This is a genomic window from Hyphomicrobium sp. B1 (assembly GCF_049532635.1).
Lineage (GTDB): Bacteria > Pseudomonadota > Alphaproteobacteria > Rhizobiales > Hyphomicrobiaceae > Hyphomicrobium_B.
In genome coordinates, this window is record NZ_CP134871.1 from 4,126,858 (window position 1) to 4,142,937 (window position 16,080).

Genomic DNA, 16,080 nt, shown 5'->3' on the forward strand with positions numbered 1-16,080 from the left:
GATGGCGAGCCCAATCGGGCGAACAGGAACGTCTGGCGAAGGCAACAGCTCCGAAAGGCGGCGCGTCCTCACGCTTGAGCGCGAAGCCGTTACGCTTGTCGACCGGATGCCGGAACTGCTGATGGAAGCGGCGCGCATCGCCTCGACCGTCGCGCAGGGCATTCACGGACGGCGCCGCGCCGGACCCGGCGAAACGTTCTGGCAGTTCCGCCAATATCAGTCGGGCGAGAATGCGAGCCTCGTCGATTGGCGCCGCTCGGCAAGCTCCGATCATCTCTTCGTTCGCGAACGCGAGTGGGAAGCCGCGCACACGCTCTATCTCTGGCCCGACATTTCGCCGTCGATGGACTTCAAGAGCCATCTCGCGCCAGTCACCAAGCGCGACCGCGCGCTGGTGCTGACACTCGCCGCCGCCGAGATGCTTGTTCGCGGTGGTGAGCGCGTTGCATTGCTCGCGCAGATGCTGCCGACTGCCAGCCGCAACGCCGCGACGCGTATTGCCGAAACGATTGCCGCCAACGCCAATTCCGAAACGATCCAGAAAAGCTTGCCGCCCAACGCCGGCCTCAACCGCTTTTCCGGCCTGATCCTGTTCAGCGATTTTCTCGCCCCCGTGCATGCCATCCGCGAACGCCTTGAAGGGTACGCGGGCAATGGCGTCGGCGGACATCTCGTGCAGGTCATCGACCCGGCGGAAGAGACGTTGCCTTATCACGGCCGCACCGAATTCCTGACGCCGTCCGGCAGTCAGCGTTGGGTTGCCGACCGCGTTGAATCGCTCCGTCCGAAATATCAGGAACGCTTCGCAGCCCATCGCGCTGAAGTTGCCGAGATGGCGAAACGCTTCGGCTGGTCGCTGCTGACCCACCACACCGACCGCCCCGCCTCCGAGCCGCTGCTGTCGCTCTTGATGCGCCTCAACGGTTCAGCCCAGGGCTACCGTTGGATGTCGTCCAGCTCTGATGCCATCAGCTCCGACGATAAGGAGCGCCCCCGATGAGCTTCGGCCCGCTCGCTTTTCTCAATCCCTGGCTGCTTGCGGCGCTCGTCACGCTGCCACTGATCTATTGGCTGCTGCGCGCGGTGCCGCCGCGCCCGACGCAGATCGAATTTCCCCCGACCCGCATTCTCGTCGGCATCGAGAACGACGAAAAGACCGCAGAGAAGACGCCGTGGTGGCTGACGCTCCTGCGCCTCATCGCGGCGACGCTCGTCATTCTCGCGCTCGCCGACCCGATGCTCAATCCCTCGAAGGAAAAAGGCCTGACCGGCACCGGCCCCGTTGTCATTTTCGTCGATAACGGCTGGGCGGCAGCATCGCGCTGGCCTGAGCGCGCCAACATCATGCAACGCCTCATCAGCGAAGCGGAAAGCGGGGGCCGTCCCGTCATGCTGGTGCCGACCGCCGCCGCCACGAAGTTGCCCGCGATCAAGATCGAGCCGCCCGGCGAAGCGCGCAGCACGGCAGCGGCAATCGAACCGCAACCATTCGAACCTGATCGCGAAGCCGCCGTCGCCGCCCTGCAAACGGCGCTGTCTGACGCCGCCGTGAAAAATTCCTCGATCGTCTGGATCGAAGACGGCATCGATCACAGAGGCAAAGTCAGCGACGTCGCAACGAAACTGCAAAATCTAGCTGGTGGCGGTACGCTTTCCGTCATCGATGAAACCAAAGGTCGCGAAGCCTTGGGCCTCGTCGCCGACCTCGCCGAGCGCGGCAAGCTCGAAGCAACGGTGCTCTCGACCGGTGGCCCGGCGCGCGAAGGTGTGGTCAACGCCTTTTCGGCTCGCGGCGAACGTCTCGGTGAAGCGCCCTTCAAGCTCGGTCCCGGCGCAACATCCGCGAAAGCTAAATTCGAAATGCCGCTCGAACTGCGCAACCAAGTCGCTCGCATCGAAATCGCAGGCGAACGCTCAGCGGGCGCCGTCAGCCTGATCGACGCCATGACGCAATGGCACCGCGTGGGTCTTCTCTCAGGCGAAAGCCGCGAGGAAGCTCAGCCGCTGCTCGCGCCGCTCTACTACATCGAGAAGGCGCTGAAGCCTTACGCCGACGTCGTCGCTGCCAAAAACGCCAACCTCGTGGAAGGCCTCGACGCCGTCCTGAAGCAGAACATCTCCGTTCTGGTTCTCGCCGACATCGGCACGATCAGCGGCGAAGCCGAAGAAAAGGTCGACGAGTTCGTCAAACATGGCGGGCTGCTCGTGCGCTTCGCAGGACCGCGCCTCGAAAAGGCCGGCGACAATCTGCTGCCCGTCGTACTGCGCAGCGGCGGCCGCTCGCTCGGTGGCGCGCTCTCGTGGTCGTCACCTCAGGCGCTTGCACCGTTCGACGAGACCAGTCCGTTCGCCGGTTTGACCGTGCCGAAGGATGTCACCGTTACGCGCCAGGTACTGGCCGACCCGGCCGAGCTGACTCCTGACGTCGAGATCTGGGCGCGTCTGCAAGATGGTACGCCCCTCGTCACGTCCGCGAAACGCGGCAACGGCCGACTCGTCCTCTTCCACGTCACCGCCAACTCGGACTGGTCGAACCTGCCGATGTCCGGGCTATTCGTCGAAATGCTTCGCCGCCTCTCGACCATGGGAACGGTCGGCGCTGCAGCATCGGCGGAACCGCAGTCGGATACGGCCGCAGCCGATACCGCAACGAAAGCCAATACCGTGTCGGCAAGCGTGCTTGCACCTCTGAAGACGCTGAGCGGCGTCGGAACGCTCATCTCACCACCGCCGACTGCCGAACCTCTGAAGGCCGCCGAGATCGGCGCGATTCGACCGAACTTCGAGCATCCGCCGGGCTACTACGGCCAGGCCGCGGCACCTCGCGCCGTCAACGTGTTGACCGTGAAGAGCACGCTTGCGCCGTTCCCGGAACTGCCCGCGAGCATCGAGAGGTTGACGTATGACAACGCTGCCAGCACCTCGCTGAAGCCCGCGCTGTTGGCACTGGCGCTCGGCCTGCTGTTCCTCGACATCATCGCCGTGATGATCCTGCAAGCAGGCGGCATCGCCGGTCTCTTTTCCCGCCGCCCCGGATCGCGGCGCCGCACCGCAACGGCTTCCACGATCGTGCTCGGTCTTCTTGCTTTAGGCGCGGGCATCATCGCCCTCGGCACCGATGCGAAGGCGCAGGAATTTCCGTCCGAGTTTCGCGACGCCATTCCTCAGTTTGATGGCTTCAGTCCGGTAAGCCCGTCCCAGCAGCAAGGCCCGGTGATCGTACGCCCTCCCGCATCGCCCGCCGATAATGCCGCCATCGACGCGACGAGTAAGGTCACGCTCGCCTACGTGTTGAGCGGCGATCGAGAAACCGACGACACAAGCCGCGCGGGCTTGAAAGGCCTCGGCCGCGTGCTGCAAACCCGCACGGCTGTCGAGCCCGGCGAACCCGCAGCCGTCGACATCACGAAAGACGAGATCGCGTTCTATCCCGTGCTCTATTGGCCGGTGCTGAAGACGGCAAAGGCGTTGCCCGACGCAATCATCGCCAAGATCGACGCATATATGAAAGAAGGTGGCCTCATCATCTTCGATACCCGCGACTATGGCGACGGCGGCGCAGACATGCTGCCGATGGCAGGCCAAGGCGGCACCGCCATCCAGCGGCTGTTGAGCAAACTCGACGTTCCTCCGCTCGAACCCGTTCCCGAAAATCACGTCGTGACGAAATCGTTCTATCTGCTGCGCTCCTTCCCGGGCCGCTGGGACGGCGGCCAGCTTTGGGTCGAAGCGACGCCGAAAGACGAAAACGAATCCCACAAGGCTCGCGTTTCAGACGGCGTGACCTCGATCATGATCACGTCGAACGATCTTGCTGCTGCCTGGGCGCTCGATGACCGCGGTCGCCCGCTTTATCCGGTCGTGCCCGGCGGCGAGATGCAGCGCGAGATGGCGTTCCGCGGCGGCATCAACATCGTCATGCACGCGTTGACCGGCAACTACAAAGCCGATCAGGTCCACGTTCCCGCGCTGCTTGAGCGGCTCGGTCAGTAGAGGCATTAGGTTTTGAACTGGTCGATTACCTTCGCGCCCCTGATTCCGATGCCGATCCTGATCGGCCTGTCGGTACTGGCGACCGCGCTGATCCTCATTCTTCTTTTCCGCCGTTCACGTGGCGCTTTTCTGCGCGCTGGTGCGCTGGCGGCGTTGATCGCAGCGCTGTTCAATCCGATCCTGAAGGAAGAGCAGCGCGAAAGCCTCGCTAACGTCGCGATCGTCGTCCTCGACGAAAGCCCGAGCCAGAAGCTCGCCGATCGCACCAAGCAGATGGACGAGATCCGCGCCAATCTTGAAGCCAAGTTCGCCAAGATCCCGAACCTCGACATCAAATGGGTGACGGGCGGCGTGCCGTCCGATTCAGCGCCGCCGGGAACGAACCTTTTCACGGACCTGAATGCCGCGCTGAACGACACTGCGCCGGACCGCATCGCGGGCGTCATCTTCGTGACCGACGGCGAAGTTCACGACGTGCCAAAGTCCGCCGCATCGCTCGGCTTTGACGCCCCCGTTCACACGCTGCTGACCGGCAAGCGCGATGAATTCGACCGCCGCATCGAGGTGATCGAAGCTCCGCGTTACGGTCTCGTTGGCCAGTCGCGCGAAATCGAAGTTGCCGTCCGCCAGACCGGTACCGCCCCATCCGCGAACTCTGGCGCTGCGACGCTGAAAGTTCGCCGCGAAGGCCAACCCGACGAAACGATCCGCACCGAGGTCAACCGCAACGTCAAGATCGACATGCCGATCCCGCATACCGGGACGAACATCGTCGAAATAGAATTGCAGCCTGTCGACGGCGAGTTGACGACGGCAAACAATCGCGCCGTCGTTGCGGCCGAAGGCGTGCGCGAAAACTTGCGTGTGCTGCTCGTCTCGGGCGAGCCGCACCCAGGCGAACGCACATGGCGCAACCTGCTGAAATCCGACGCCGCCGTCGATCTCGTCCACTTCACAATTTTGCGTCCGCCCGAGAAGCAGGACGGCACACCGATCAATCAGCTCTCGCTCATCGCATTCCCGACGCGCGAGCTGTTCTCGGAGAAGATCAACGAGTTCGACCTGATCATCTTCGATCGGTACGAGCACCGCGGAATTCTGCAGCTTCTCTACTACGACAACATTGCCCGCTACGTGAACGAGCACGGCGGCGCGCTGCTGGTTGCCGCGGGTGACGATTATGCCGGCCCGTACAGCATCTATAATACGCCGCTCGCGCCGGTACTTCCTGCGGCACCGACTGGCCGCGTCCTCGAAATGCCTTTCAAAGCGAAGGTGACGGCCGAAGGCCAGAAGCACCCTGTCACGCGCAACCTTCCTGGCTGGAACGGCGCGCAGGTCGCCGACAATTCTCCGCAGCCGTCATGGGGCAAATGGTTCCGTCAGGCCGAGGTGACGCCGCTGCGCGGTCGCGTGCTGATGAATGGCGCCGAAGACAAGCCTCTTCTGATCCTCGACCGCAAAGGCAAAGGCCGCGTTGCGCTGCTAACGTCCGACCACTCCTGGCTCTGGGCGCGCGGCTACGACGGCGGCGGCCCGCACACCGACCTGCTTCGCCGCCTGTCGCATTGGCTGATGAAAGAGCCGGACCTTGAGGAAGAACGCGTCATCGCGTCCGCTAAAGGTCTAAAGCTCACGATCGAGCGCCGCTCGATGGAAGACAAAATTCCGCCTGTGAAGGTGCTGGGTCCCGGCGGCGACACGTCTACGGTCACGCTTCAGCCTGTGCCCGTCGAGCCTGGTGTCTGGCGCTCGGCCATCGATGTCAAAATGCCGGGCCTCTACAAAGTCGAAACCGATGGCCCCAACGGCCAGCTGACCGCCGTCGCCAATGCCGGCGTCGAAGACCCTCGCGAAATGAGCGAAGTCACTGCGACAGACCAGAAAATGAAGCCCATCGCCGACGCGACCGGCGGCGGTATCTTCTGGACGAAGCCGTCCGGCCTCCTCGCGACTGCAACCGATATCGACGTGCCGCGTATCTCTATGATGTCAGCGGCCAAGGTGATGGCGGGCTCAGACTGGCTCGGTCTGAAAGATCGGCAAGCGTTTCTGACCCGCGGCGTCAAGCTGACGCCGATGTTTACGGGATTTGCGGCGCTTTCGCTGCTACTCGCTCTCATCGCCTTGGCGTGGTGGCGTGAGGGACGATAATGAGAGGGCACACAACCCCATGGGCAGCGCTTCGAATACCCGGCCAATCGGCGTCATAGGCAACGACGAATTTGGAACGGCAATTGCCGAACGCCTCGCCGCCTGCCGCATTCCCACACTTTACGCAGCTCTGCCGGGTGCCTCACCCGCCATTTACGGCGAGCATCTGGAGCCAGTCTCGCCGACCTCGAACGGCATGGCGGACTGTCCAGTCATCCTCATCGCCATCGAGGACACCGAAGCGTTCCGCGGCCTGCTGATAGGCCGCGACGCGTCCGATCTCGATTTTGCTCCGCTGTCGGGCGCTGTCATCGTCGATCTCGGTGCGCGGACGCCGCGTGAACTCGATGCGCTGCTCGAACTCCTTGAGCCGCGAGGCATTTCGCTGACGGACGCGGCGTTGATCGGCGGCGGCGCCGCTGCTGCCGAAGGCCGAGCCAAAGTTCTTCTCGGCGGGGCCGAGATTGCGACCGAGATGGCAGCGAGCATCGTCTCGCTGTTCGGCACCGTCGAGCGTACTGGCCCGCTCGGGAGTGCGCACGCTGCCGCAGCCCTCATGGGCTACATCGAGGCCGCCCATGCCGTCGCCCGCGAGGAAGCCATGGCCCTTGGCGCCGCCTGCGGCCTGACGCCGGACATGATCGCCCGCGTCCTGTCCGAACGCGCGCCCCCGCACGGAATGAACATCGTGCAGATCGCCCGCCGCGCCGATCTCGCCCGCCGCATCGCCCGCGACCGCAACGCGGGAGCCGACATCATCGATCTCGCGGCTGAAAAACAGGCGCGCTCCAAGCGCGAAAACCGTTGATGACCTGCGGCGTCCCTGCCGCACGGATCGAGCGACAGCCCCGACTCGCGTAAGCATCTTGCACTTTCGTCGCGAGACTTCACCGCGAGCCCGTTCACCGCGAGCACTGGGGCCTCAAATGTCGCCGCTCTTTCGAATTGTGTATGCTACGCATGCCAACGGCACTCATCACAAGCTGGCGCTCGATGCGCTGGAAGCGATGACGCGCCCGGACAGCGCCGATTGGACCCGCCTGTTTCTGAAACACGTCGAGCGCTATCTCGAGGGCTCGAAAGCCCCTGACGTCACCTTCAAGGATTTCAAGAATCACGTCCTGCACGTATCCGAGAACTACTGGGGCGGCGCGCCGGAGAAGACGCAGGAGTGGTACAATCGCACCGTCTTCGAACTCAAAGCCGGTAATTGGCCGGAAGCCGTCTACGCCGCGGGCGTACTGAGCCACTACTTCACCGATCCGGTGATGCCGTTCCACACCGGCCAGACGGAAGCCGAGAATGCCATCCACCGCGCCACGGAATGGAGCATCAATCGCTCCTACAATACGCTGCGCGCACTCGGCGAAAAGCGCTTCGGGCGCTTGAGCATCGCCGTTCCTTCCGGCCAGAAATGGCTGCCTAAATTCGTCTGCGATGGCGCCGAGTTCTCGCACCGCTACTACGAGAAGCTGATCGCCCATTACGATATTCACAAAGGCGCTTCTCGTCCCGAGGAAGGCCTCGACGACATTGCCAAAACCGTCGTCGCGGAACTGCTGATCTATGCCTCCACGAGCTTCGGCAAGGTGCTCGACAGAGCCATCGCCGAATCCGGCATGTCCGCGCCTGAAGTGAAGCTGACGGCGGAAACTTTCCTCGCTATGACGCAGATCCCGAGGAAGTTCATCGAAAAGCGGCTCTCGAACGAAGAAGACCGCAAGCTCGTCGCTGCCATCTACGACGAATTGAAGACCACCGGCCGCGTCGACAAATCTCTGTCCGAAGACGATCGCACGATCCGCGATCTTCACAACGCCGAAGTCCTGGCGCCAAAGCTCGCCGAGCGCAAAGCCGCCCGCGCCGCCCGCATCAACGGCCCCGACGACACGCCACTGGAGCTTGCCGTCGCGAAGTCGGCCGCGACCAAAATGGACATTTCCGAAACGCCGCCGACGATCCCGCTGTCGAAAACACCGCCGCCTATGCCACGTGCCGCGCCGAGCATTGCCGCGCGCATGGAGCCGCTCTGGACGCCCTCGCAACAACGCGCGGCGACAGTACCGCCAACAGCGGCGCCCCCAGCGGCACACACGCCCGCTCCAACACCTGCCACGACAGTGGCGCCGATTTCACCCTCGCGGCCGTCATCCGATCGTCCGTCGGAAACACGCGTGTATCTGCTCGAAGGCGACGACCTCGAAGCGGCACCCTCCATCGGACCGAAAATCGCCGATCGCTTCGCGGCGATCGATATTCACACGGTCGCAGATTTCCTGAAGCAGGATCCCGAGCAGCTCGCGGAAAAACTCGACGACCCGCATTTCGATGCCGAAACACTTCTCGAATGGCAGGATCAGGCACAACTCGTCATGGCCGTACCGGGCCTCCGCGGCACGCATGCACAGTTGCTTGTCGGGGCGGGCTACAAGACGGCCGAAGCCGTCGCCGAAGCCGATCCGCTCGCACTGTCCGCTAGCGTACTGAAATTCGCGACCACATCGGCCGGCAAGCGTGTCCTGCGCGAAGGCCGCCCACCCGACATCGAAAAAATCAAAAGCTGGGTCGAGTTCGCCAAGCAGGCAGCAGCGGCCTAGCGCCATTCGGCTACGCCGAAAGATGTCATCCCTGGGCTTGTCCGAGGATCATCGGGCCACACTTGCCAAGCGCACCCCATCCGCGCAAGAATGTGCCCGTTTCCGAGGGGCGCCGGTTGTCCGGCTGAGATCGCGTAAGAAAGCGCGAGCACCCTTCGAACCTGATCCGGGTTATGCCGGCGAAGGGACGGGGCATTCCGCGGCAGAGCCGCATTCCGCACCTTTCCGGTCAACGCAATTCTGCGCGTGCGCGTGCAGCCAGGGAGCACTCCCTTACCAATGGAGTGGCCGAGAGGAGCAACGTCATGAACAAGCCAACCCGCACCGCCGACATCCAGACGCCGAAAGTCACTGTCGGCCCGATCAGCGCTTCGACGAAAGTCTATTCCTCGCCCGAAGGCCATGACGACGTGCGCGTACCATTCCGCGAGATCGCGCTCACGGATCTGAACGAACCGTCGTTCCGCGTTTATGACTCGTCCGGCCCCTACACCGATCCGACCGTAACGATCGACGTGGCGACCGGTCTCCCGCGAATCCGCGACGCTTGGGTTGCCGAGCGCGGCGGCACGGAAGCCTATGACGGCCGCACGATCAAACCGGAAGACAACGGCAACGTGACGGGCGCCCACGCTGCGCGCGTGTTTCCGACCGTCTATCAACCGCGCTGTGCCACGTCTTCCGCTCCCCTCACCCAATTCGAATACGCGCGCGCAGGCATCATCACCAAAGAGATGATCTACGTCGCCCATCGCGAAAACCTCGGTCGTGCGGCAGCGCTCGCGCGCGCCAAGGAAGCGCTCGCCGACGGCGAAAGTTTCGGCGCCGACATCCCCGAGCACATCACGCCGGAGTTTGTGCGTTCCGAAATCGCCCGCGGCCGCGCCATCATTCCGGCGAACATCAACCACGGCGAGCTTGAGCCGATGATCATCGGCCGGAACTTCCTCGTGAAGATCAACGCCAACATCGGCAATTCCGCCGTGACGTCGTCGGTCGAAGAGGAAGTCGAAAAGATGGTGTGGGCGATCCGCTGGGGCGCGGACACCGTCATGGATCTTTCGACGGGCCGCAACATCCACACCACGCGTGAATGGATCATCCGCAATTCGCCCGTGCCCATCGGCACCGTGCCGATCTATCAGGCGCTCGAAAAGTGCGGCGGCGATCCTGTGAAGCTCACATGGGAACTCTATCGCGACACGCTGATCGAGCAGTGCGAGCAAGGCGTCGATTACTTCACGATCCACGCCGGCGTGCGCCTGCCGTTCGTGCCGCTAACCGCCAATCGCGTCACGGGCATCGTTTCACGCGGCGGCTCGATCATGGCGAAGTGGTGCCTTGCTCACCACAAGGAAAGCTTCCTTTACGAACGCTTCGACGAGATCTGCGATCTGATGCGGAAGTATGACGTATCGTTCTCTCTCGGCGACGGCCTGCGGCCGGGCTCCATCGCCGATGCCAACGATCGCGCGCAATTCGCTGAGCTTGAAACGCTTGGCGAATTGACCAAGATCGCGTGGGACAAGGGCTGCCAGGTCATGATCGAAGGCCCAGGTCACGTGCCGATGCACAAGATCAAAGCCAACATGGACAAGCAGTTGAAGGCTTGCGGCGAGGCTCCGTTCTATACGCTCGGACCTCTGACGACCGACATCGCGCCAGGCTACGATCACATCACGTCCGGCATCGGCGCCGCGATGATTGGCTGGTTCGGAACCTCGATGCTCTGCTACGTCACGCCGAAGGAGCATCTGGGCCTGCCGAACCGCGACGATGTGAAGGTCGGCGTCATCACCTACAAGATCGCAGCACACGCCGCCGATCTCGCGAAAGGTCACCCCGCCGCGCAGCTTCGCGATGATGCGCTCTCGCGCGCCCGTTTCGAATTCCGCTGGCAGGATCAGTTCAATCTGTCGCTCGATCCCGACACAGCGATGTCGTTCCACGACGAGACGCTACCGAAGGACGCCCACAAGGTCGCGCACTTCTGTTCGATGTGCGGCCCGAAGTTCTGCTCGATGAAGATCACGCAGGACGTCCGCGACTACGCCGCCACGCTGAACGACCAGCAGATCGGCATGTCCGAGATGAGCGTGAAGTTCAAGGAGATGGGCAACCAGATCTACGTTGAAACTGATTCTAAAAATCCTCGTTGACGTGAGAAAGGGCACGAGGCGTGCTAAGATATCGGGCCTCTTCTGCCCGCCGCCAGTTTGTCGATAGATATAAATTATGTCTGGAACCCCTCACATTGGACGGTTTCTGCTGCCTTCATTACTGGCGTTTGAAACCCGCGACACCGGGATGTATGCGAGCGGAAAAATGCTCCCGTTTATCCTGGAAGAGCTCATCTCCCGCGGAATCAGTCAAATTCTCATCAAAGATCGCTGGAGGTACGAAAATGTTTTAGCCGAATTGCCCGCCATTTTTTCTAAAGCGCTACACTTTGTTGATGACAAGGAACATCGAGAGCTCTCGATGAAGATATTTGCGCCGGGCTTTGAAGAATTTGGAATTACGACTGACAAAAACCTGGGAAGTTTCACGAGAACTAAGCCCGAAAAACCCGAAGACAAAAAAGCCGTAGACGCATTAATACTTATCTGCAGTGAATTGCCGATCTTTTTGACTGCAATGAAAGAAAAGAGTCACTGTCATTTTGATATTCCCTGGACGAACGGGCATCTTGATAGCATATTAGAGAAATCCCGATCAATGGAGATGCGGTCAAATATCGCCGTATTAAAGGGCGTATTATCGCAATACCAAGAAATATCATATGGATCACTTAAGGCCCAGGTTAATACAGCCACTGAAATGACAGCTCTTTTCGAAGCCTTGCTTGAGAACGCACGATACAAATCCCTTTCTCGCGAGGTCGCCACGCTCGGATCACAAAATAGCGCCATAACAAAAACAACACACAACATCTCTCGTATCGCAAAAGAAATAGCCAATTCCAAGTTTGCAAAGGGTGTCATTGATTTTGGATCGACTGTAATTACGACTTACACAGGCGTTCCGCTGCCAAAAACCGAACTCGCCGAAACTTTAATGAAGGACAAGTACTTTCCTCCCGCCGCCGATATTTCAGAGCCTATCTTCGTCGCTCAAACAAAAATGATAGATGCGTACCCTGAGATCGACTTCCTAATCCCCGGGCGACCGAGAACAGAAAAGTCCCGGAAGGGCGGCGTCAATCGTCGTAGACCTCAAAAATAAATAGTCAGCAAACGCCCATTTGCTAGGATCGCGGTTGGCGGAAGCGGTGACACCAGCGCCGCCCGCCCAACGCCAACCGCGGGGGAAGCAATGGGGTTCAGGGTCTATCAGCTCGGTGAATTGTTCGGGATCATTCTGTTGCTCGGCTCGACGGCAATGCAGATGTTCTACCTCGATCCATTGAAGCGCGAGATCGAATGGCGCCTTGCCGCGTTCAGCACCCAGCAATCGGCACAGGTCCAGATCAAAGCCATTTACGACAATCGCATCGAGGTGCTGCAAGCTCTCAATGCGCCCGCGGAAAAAATCACAGGGGCACGAACCGCGCGCGACGAGACCCTGAACCGCTTCAAGTCGTCGGACGCCGATATCTCCGACTTCATGATCGCGAAGGAAGGTGTCGAGGATAACCTCCAATACATCGTGCTGGCGTTGTTTGCCGTCGGCACACTGCTTGCTGGGTTTGGCCGTGCCATGGAAATGCGTGCGCATAGGTCTTAGGCTTAAGGGTTCGCGCGATGCTCACGCTCTACTCTTACCCGACGCTGTTCGGCGTCGCCGACAACAACGGCTACGGCCTGAAAGTCTATGCCTTCCTGAAACTGGCAGGCGTACCGTTCGTGCACGAACACATCTTCGACGCCTCGTCCGCGCCGCGCGGTCAGCTTCCCTACATCGTCGACAACGGCGAAACGATCGGCGACAGCGGCGCCATCATTGCGCACGTCACGCGCAAGTACGGCGTGACGATGGATGACGCGCTGACACCCGCCCAGCGCGACACCGATCTCCTCGTCACGCGCCTGCTCGACGATCTTTATTGGGTCATGTCCTATTCACGCTGGAAGGACGAGCGCTATTGGAAGCAATTCCGCGATGCGTTGCTGCGCGAACATCCGCAACTGACGGAAGAGGGCCTCGCCGCTGCGAAAGAATTCAACGCCAAGCGCTATTACTATCAAGGGATCGGACGCTACGAGCCGGATCAGGCCATGGCGCGCGGCCTCGCAGACTTGCGGGTTCTGGCCAACCTCATCCCGGCCGAGGGCTTTGTTCACGGCCCCAAACCATCAACGATAGACGCCGGCATCTATGGCTTTATTGCCAACATCTATTTCTATGACATCGACACACCGCTGAAGAAATTCGTCGTAGCGCATGACAACATGGTGCACCACTGCCGCGCCATCCACGACGCCGTCACCGGCTCTACATGAACGGCGTTGTTGGGGGAGAAACTTCCCGACATTGCAACGACCCTGGAATTGACGCAGGCGCCGTCTGACTATGGTCATATCTGCACGCTAGCCGTTCCGGAAAACCATCAAGGATGTGCTGCATGCGAAGTTCGCTGTTTCTGCTCGCCCTGTTCTGCACTTGGCCGGGATATGCTATCGCCGACGATACGGCCAAGCCCCCAAGCAGCCCATCCGCGCCGATCGTCATCTCGCCGATCTTTGGGAAGCTCGTGATGTTCACGCTGCCCACAGACTTCACCACCGTTTATGAGCAGCCGACTGCCGACAACTATATTCGCGAAGCCGTGCTGAAAGGCGAGACAGCCGAGAAGTGGTCGCAGATGATCACTGTGACCGGCGCGAAAGCCGCCCCCACACACCCCGACCTCTCCGCACAATACTTCGCGGCGCAGATCGCGGCCGGATTTCAAAAGGCCTGCCCGAAAACATTCTCAGTAAAGCCGTTCGGCCAGACCGAGATCAGCGGCGAAGACGCATTCGTGGCCGTCGCGAGTTGCGGCAAGATCGATGCGAGCGGCGGCGACGACAGCGAAACTGCCCTCGTCGTTGCAATCAAATCCGCGTCCGCCGTTTACACGGTGCAATGGGCCGAACGCACAGCCGCGAATGCCGAGAACCTGACGATCGACGAGAGCAAATGGAAAGACCGGCTGGCGAAGCTCGCACCGATCCGCCTCTGCGCAATCAGACCGGACGAGAAACCGCCCTATCCGAGTTGCCTCAACAAATAACGCGAACCAGACTTAACAAAGCGTCATAAAACAAAGGCTTTTCAAAGCGCGCAAACAATGTCAGCTTATCTCATCTTTCAACAACAGAGAGGAGGTGATCCGATGTCGAGTGGGATCTTGAGGCGGTCGATGTCGAGGTCGCTCGGGCTTGCACACGGAACTCTCCTGGAGTGCGCCTGACACCTAAGCGGCAGACATTGCAACTCCGCTTTCAGACGATGATCTCACGGGGCCGCTCTCACGAGCGGCCCTTCTCTTTGCGTAGTTCCCTCCGAAAGCAGCTATCCACAAGACTATAGTCTGAGTACTGAATATTCATTTTGTTGTATCCAATACGCCACACGATTTTGGATTCGAGCAAAACTGATTCGTTTTCTGTGGAAGCCCCCGTCAAGGTCCAATAGCGTCCCTCTCGTGGGCAGTCGATCGGGGGGTCGATTGGGGGACCAAGCCCACATGATGCCGGAAACGCTACGTCTCTGATTATCAGCGTCAGACCGTGGTGAACGCCCAAGAACTTGCCGTCGCGCTGTTGTGCGCTCGGGCAGAAAGCTTGGTTTGCGGCGGGCCCGGGGGGGCCTTACAGGGCGTCCAAAATGAAATGGGTGGCAAACCCTGCCACCCATTTCATTTTTGTCGGTGCTATTCGCCGAACCAGAACTGCCACGTCTCTTTCAGCTTCTCGGATATCGATTTCGGTGGCTCGCCCGGATGCGCGGGCTCAAGCGCGTCGACCTTCTTTGGCTCGTCTATATGCGCTGTCCCCGAAACCGTCTTCACCGGTGAGGTCTCGGCCGCCGCGACAACGCTCACGGGCTTTGCCGCGCCGTCGACTGTCTCCGACACAGTCGCCACCGGAGATTTGACCTCCTGAGGCGCGGACTCCGCCGAAGATTGCTTTCCCGGAGCGGGCGCCGCTTCAGGAACGGATTGTGGAGCGGGCGGCGTCGCCGGAAAAGCCGGAAGCGGCGCAGCAGCCGGAGCGGACGACGCGGCTTCAGGCGATGGCGGCGCCGGCAACCCTTCCGGCTCGCCATTTTCCGATGAAGATGGCGCTTCGCTTGGCGGCGGCGTTCCACCAACCGTCTTGACGACGCTCGAAAGCGGCTTCTCGGCGCCGACTTGCGGCAGGCCCTTCGCTTCCTTCTCGATGGCTTGATCGTACTCCGCGACCGTCGTCACCGGAGACTTCGCGGTCATATGAACGATCTTGTAGCCCTTGACCTTGAGCTGCACGAGCAGCATCGGCAACGCCTTCGCCGTCGTTTTATGGATATCGTGCATCAAGAGGATGCCCTTGCCCCTCTTGTCGAGCTTCTGCATCAGCGACTTGACGAGATGATCAGCCGTTTGCGGCTTGTAGTCGACGCTGTCGATGTCGGTCGAAAAGATCGCGATGTTGCGCTTGCCGAGATACGCGACGGCCTCCTGCGTATCGACGAGGGTTGGAAACCGGAAGAAGGGTGCTATGGGACCACCGACCGCGCGGTGCACGGCGCTGACACCGCGCTCGATCTCGTCCTTGCCCGCATCGAACGTTTTAAGCTTGGCAATCGCCTTATGGCTCCACGTATGCGTTCCAATGGTATTGCCGGCCTTCGCGACCTCGCGAATGATCTCAGGATAGCCCAGCGCCATTTTCCCGATCGAGAAAAACGTCGCCTTGACGCATTCGTCATTCAGCGCCTTGAGGACCGCTTCTGTCGTGTACTTTTGCGGACCGTCGTCGAATGTCAGAACGACTTCCTTGTCCTGTAGGAAGTCGTACGCCTTGTAGTGCTCCATTCCGAAGCCCGGCCCGCCGGTCGTATCGATCTCGACGGTGCGGGAAACGCCAAGCGTTCCCGAACGCGGACACGCCGCTTCATCTGCCGCCGACGCCGGGCCATGCCCGAGAAGCGCCGTTAAGATAATGGCAAGCCCCACTCGGTGAATGACCATGACGACCTCCCCTTTTTGTTAACGAATCTAGCAGACTCCCGCGCTGCCGGAAGCCCAGACCCGCAGATTCTGCAGGGTACGTCGCATTAAGGCGTCAGGGATTGGATCGCGCCGAGCAAAAGAGGCAACCGTTCAGACAATTGACGCATGGAAAAATGCGAACCAAAAGCTCACTTCGTC

Annotated in this window: 11 protein-coding genes and 1 riboswitch; of the genes, 10 read left to right on the forward strand and 1 reads right to left on the reverse strand. The window is 60.8% G+C overall.

Going from position 1 to position 16,080, the window contains the following annotated elements; translation table 11 throughout:
* The first annotated feature begins 1 nt into the window (after position 1).
* The 10 genes from RLW55_RS19695 (at position 2) to RLW55_RS19740 (ending at position 13,959) form a co-directional block, all read left to right on the forward strand.
* Positions 2-1,000 (forward strand): DUF58 domain-containing protein, encoded by a 999-nt coding sequence (locus tag RLW55_RS19695; protein ID WP_423415147.1) that lies wholly within the window; start codon positions 2-4, stop codon positions 998-1,000.
* A complete protein-coding gene (locus tag RLW55_RS19700; RefSeq protein ID WP_423415148.1) occupies positions 997-3,993 on the forward strand; it encodes a DUF4159 domain-containing protein in 2,997 nt (998 codons plus the stop codon). Before RLW55_RS19695 ends, RLW55_RS19700 begins: the two co-directional genes overlap by 4 nt.
* Positions 3,994-4,005: 12 nt before the next feature.
* Positions 4,006-6,147: a hypothetical protein gene (locus tag RLW55_RS19705; RefSeq protein ID WP_423415149.1), complete on the forward strand. Its 2,142-nt coding sequence runs from the start codon at positions 4,006-4,008 to the stop codon at positions 6,145-6,147.
* A 19-nt stretch (positions 6,148-6,166) separates the two neighbouring features.
* On the forward strand, positions 6,167-6,955 hold the full coding sequence (locus tag RLW55_RS19710) for an NAD(P)-binding domain-containing protein (protein WP_423415150.1): 789 nt from the start codon (positions 6,167-6,169) through the stop codon (positions 6,953-6,955).
* 118 nt (positions 6,956-7,073) lie between these two features.
* Positions 7,074-8,744, forward strand: a complete 1,671-nt coding sequence (locus RLW55_RS19715; RefSeq protein WP_423415151.1) for a DUF4332 domain-containing protein — start codon at positions 7,074-7,076, stop codon at positions 8,742-8,744.
* Positions 8,745-8,839: 95 nt separating this feature from the next.
* A riboswitch (TPP riboswitch) is annotated at positions 8,840-8,949 on the forward strand.
* Between the two features lie 100 nt (positions 8,950-9,049).
* Entirely contained in the window at positions 9,050-10,903 is a 1,854-nt protein-coding gene (gene thiC / locus RLW55_RS19720) for a phosphomethylpyrimidine synthase ThiC (RefSeq protein ID WP_423415152.1), read from the forward strand.
* Between the two features lie 76 nt (positions 10,904-10,979).
* A complete protein-coding gene (locus RLW55_RS19725) occupies positions 10,980-11,969 on the forward strand; it encodes a hypothetical protein (RefSeq protein ID WP_423415153.1) in 990 nt (329 codons plus the stop codon).
* Positions 11,970-12,059: 90 nt separating this feature from the next.
* Complete coding sequence (locus RLW55_RS19730; protein ID WP_423415154.1) at positions 12,060-12,470, forward strand: hypothetical protein; 411 nt, start codon at positions 12,060-12,062, stop codon at positions 12,468-12,470.
* Positions 12,471-12,487: 17 nt separating this feature from the next.
* Positions 12,488-13,186, forward strand: a complete 699-nt coding sequence (locus tag RLW55_RS19735; protein WP_423415155.1) for a glutathione S-transferase C-terminal domain-containing protein — start codon at positions 12,488-12,490, stop codon at positions 13,184-13,186.
* A 122-nt stretch (positions 13,187-13,308) separates the two neighbouring features.
* Entirely contained in the window at positions 13,309-13,959 is a 651-nt protein-coding gene (locus tag RLW55_RS19740; RefSeq protein ID WP_423415156.1) for a hypothetical protein, read from the forward strand.
* A 642-nt stretch (positions 13,960-14,601) separates the two neighbouring features.
* Here the strand turns inward: RLW55_RS19740 and RLW55_RS19745 are convergent.
* Positions 14,602-15,900 (reverse strand): polysaccharide deacetylase family protein, encoded by a 1,299-nt coding sequence (locus RLW55_RS19745; RefSeq protein WP_423415157.1) that lies wholly within the window; start codon positions 15,898-15,900, stop codon positions 14,602-14,604.
* Positions 15,901-16,080 lie beyond the last annotated feature (180 nt).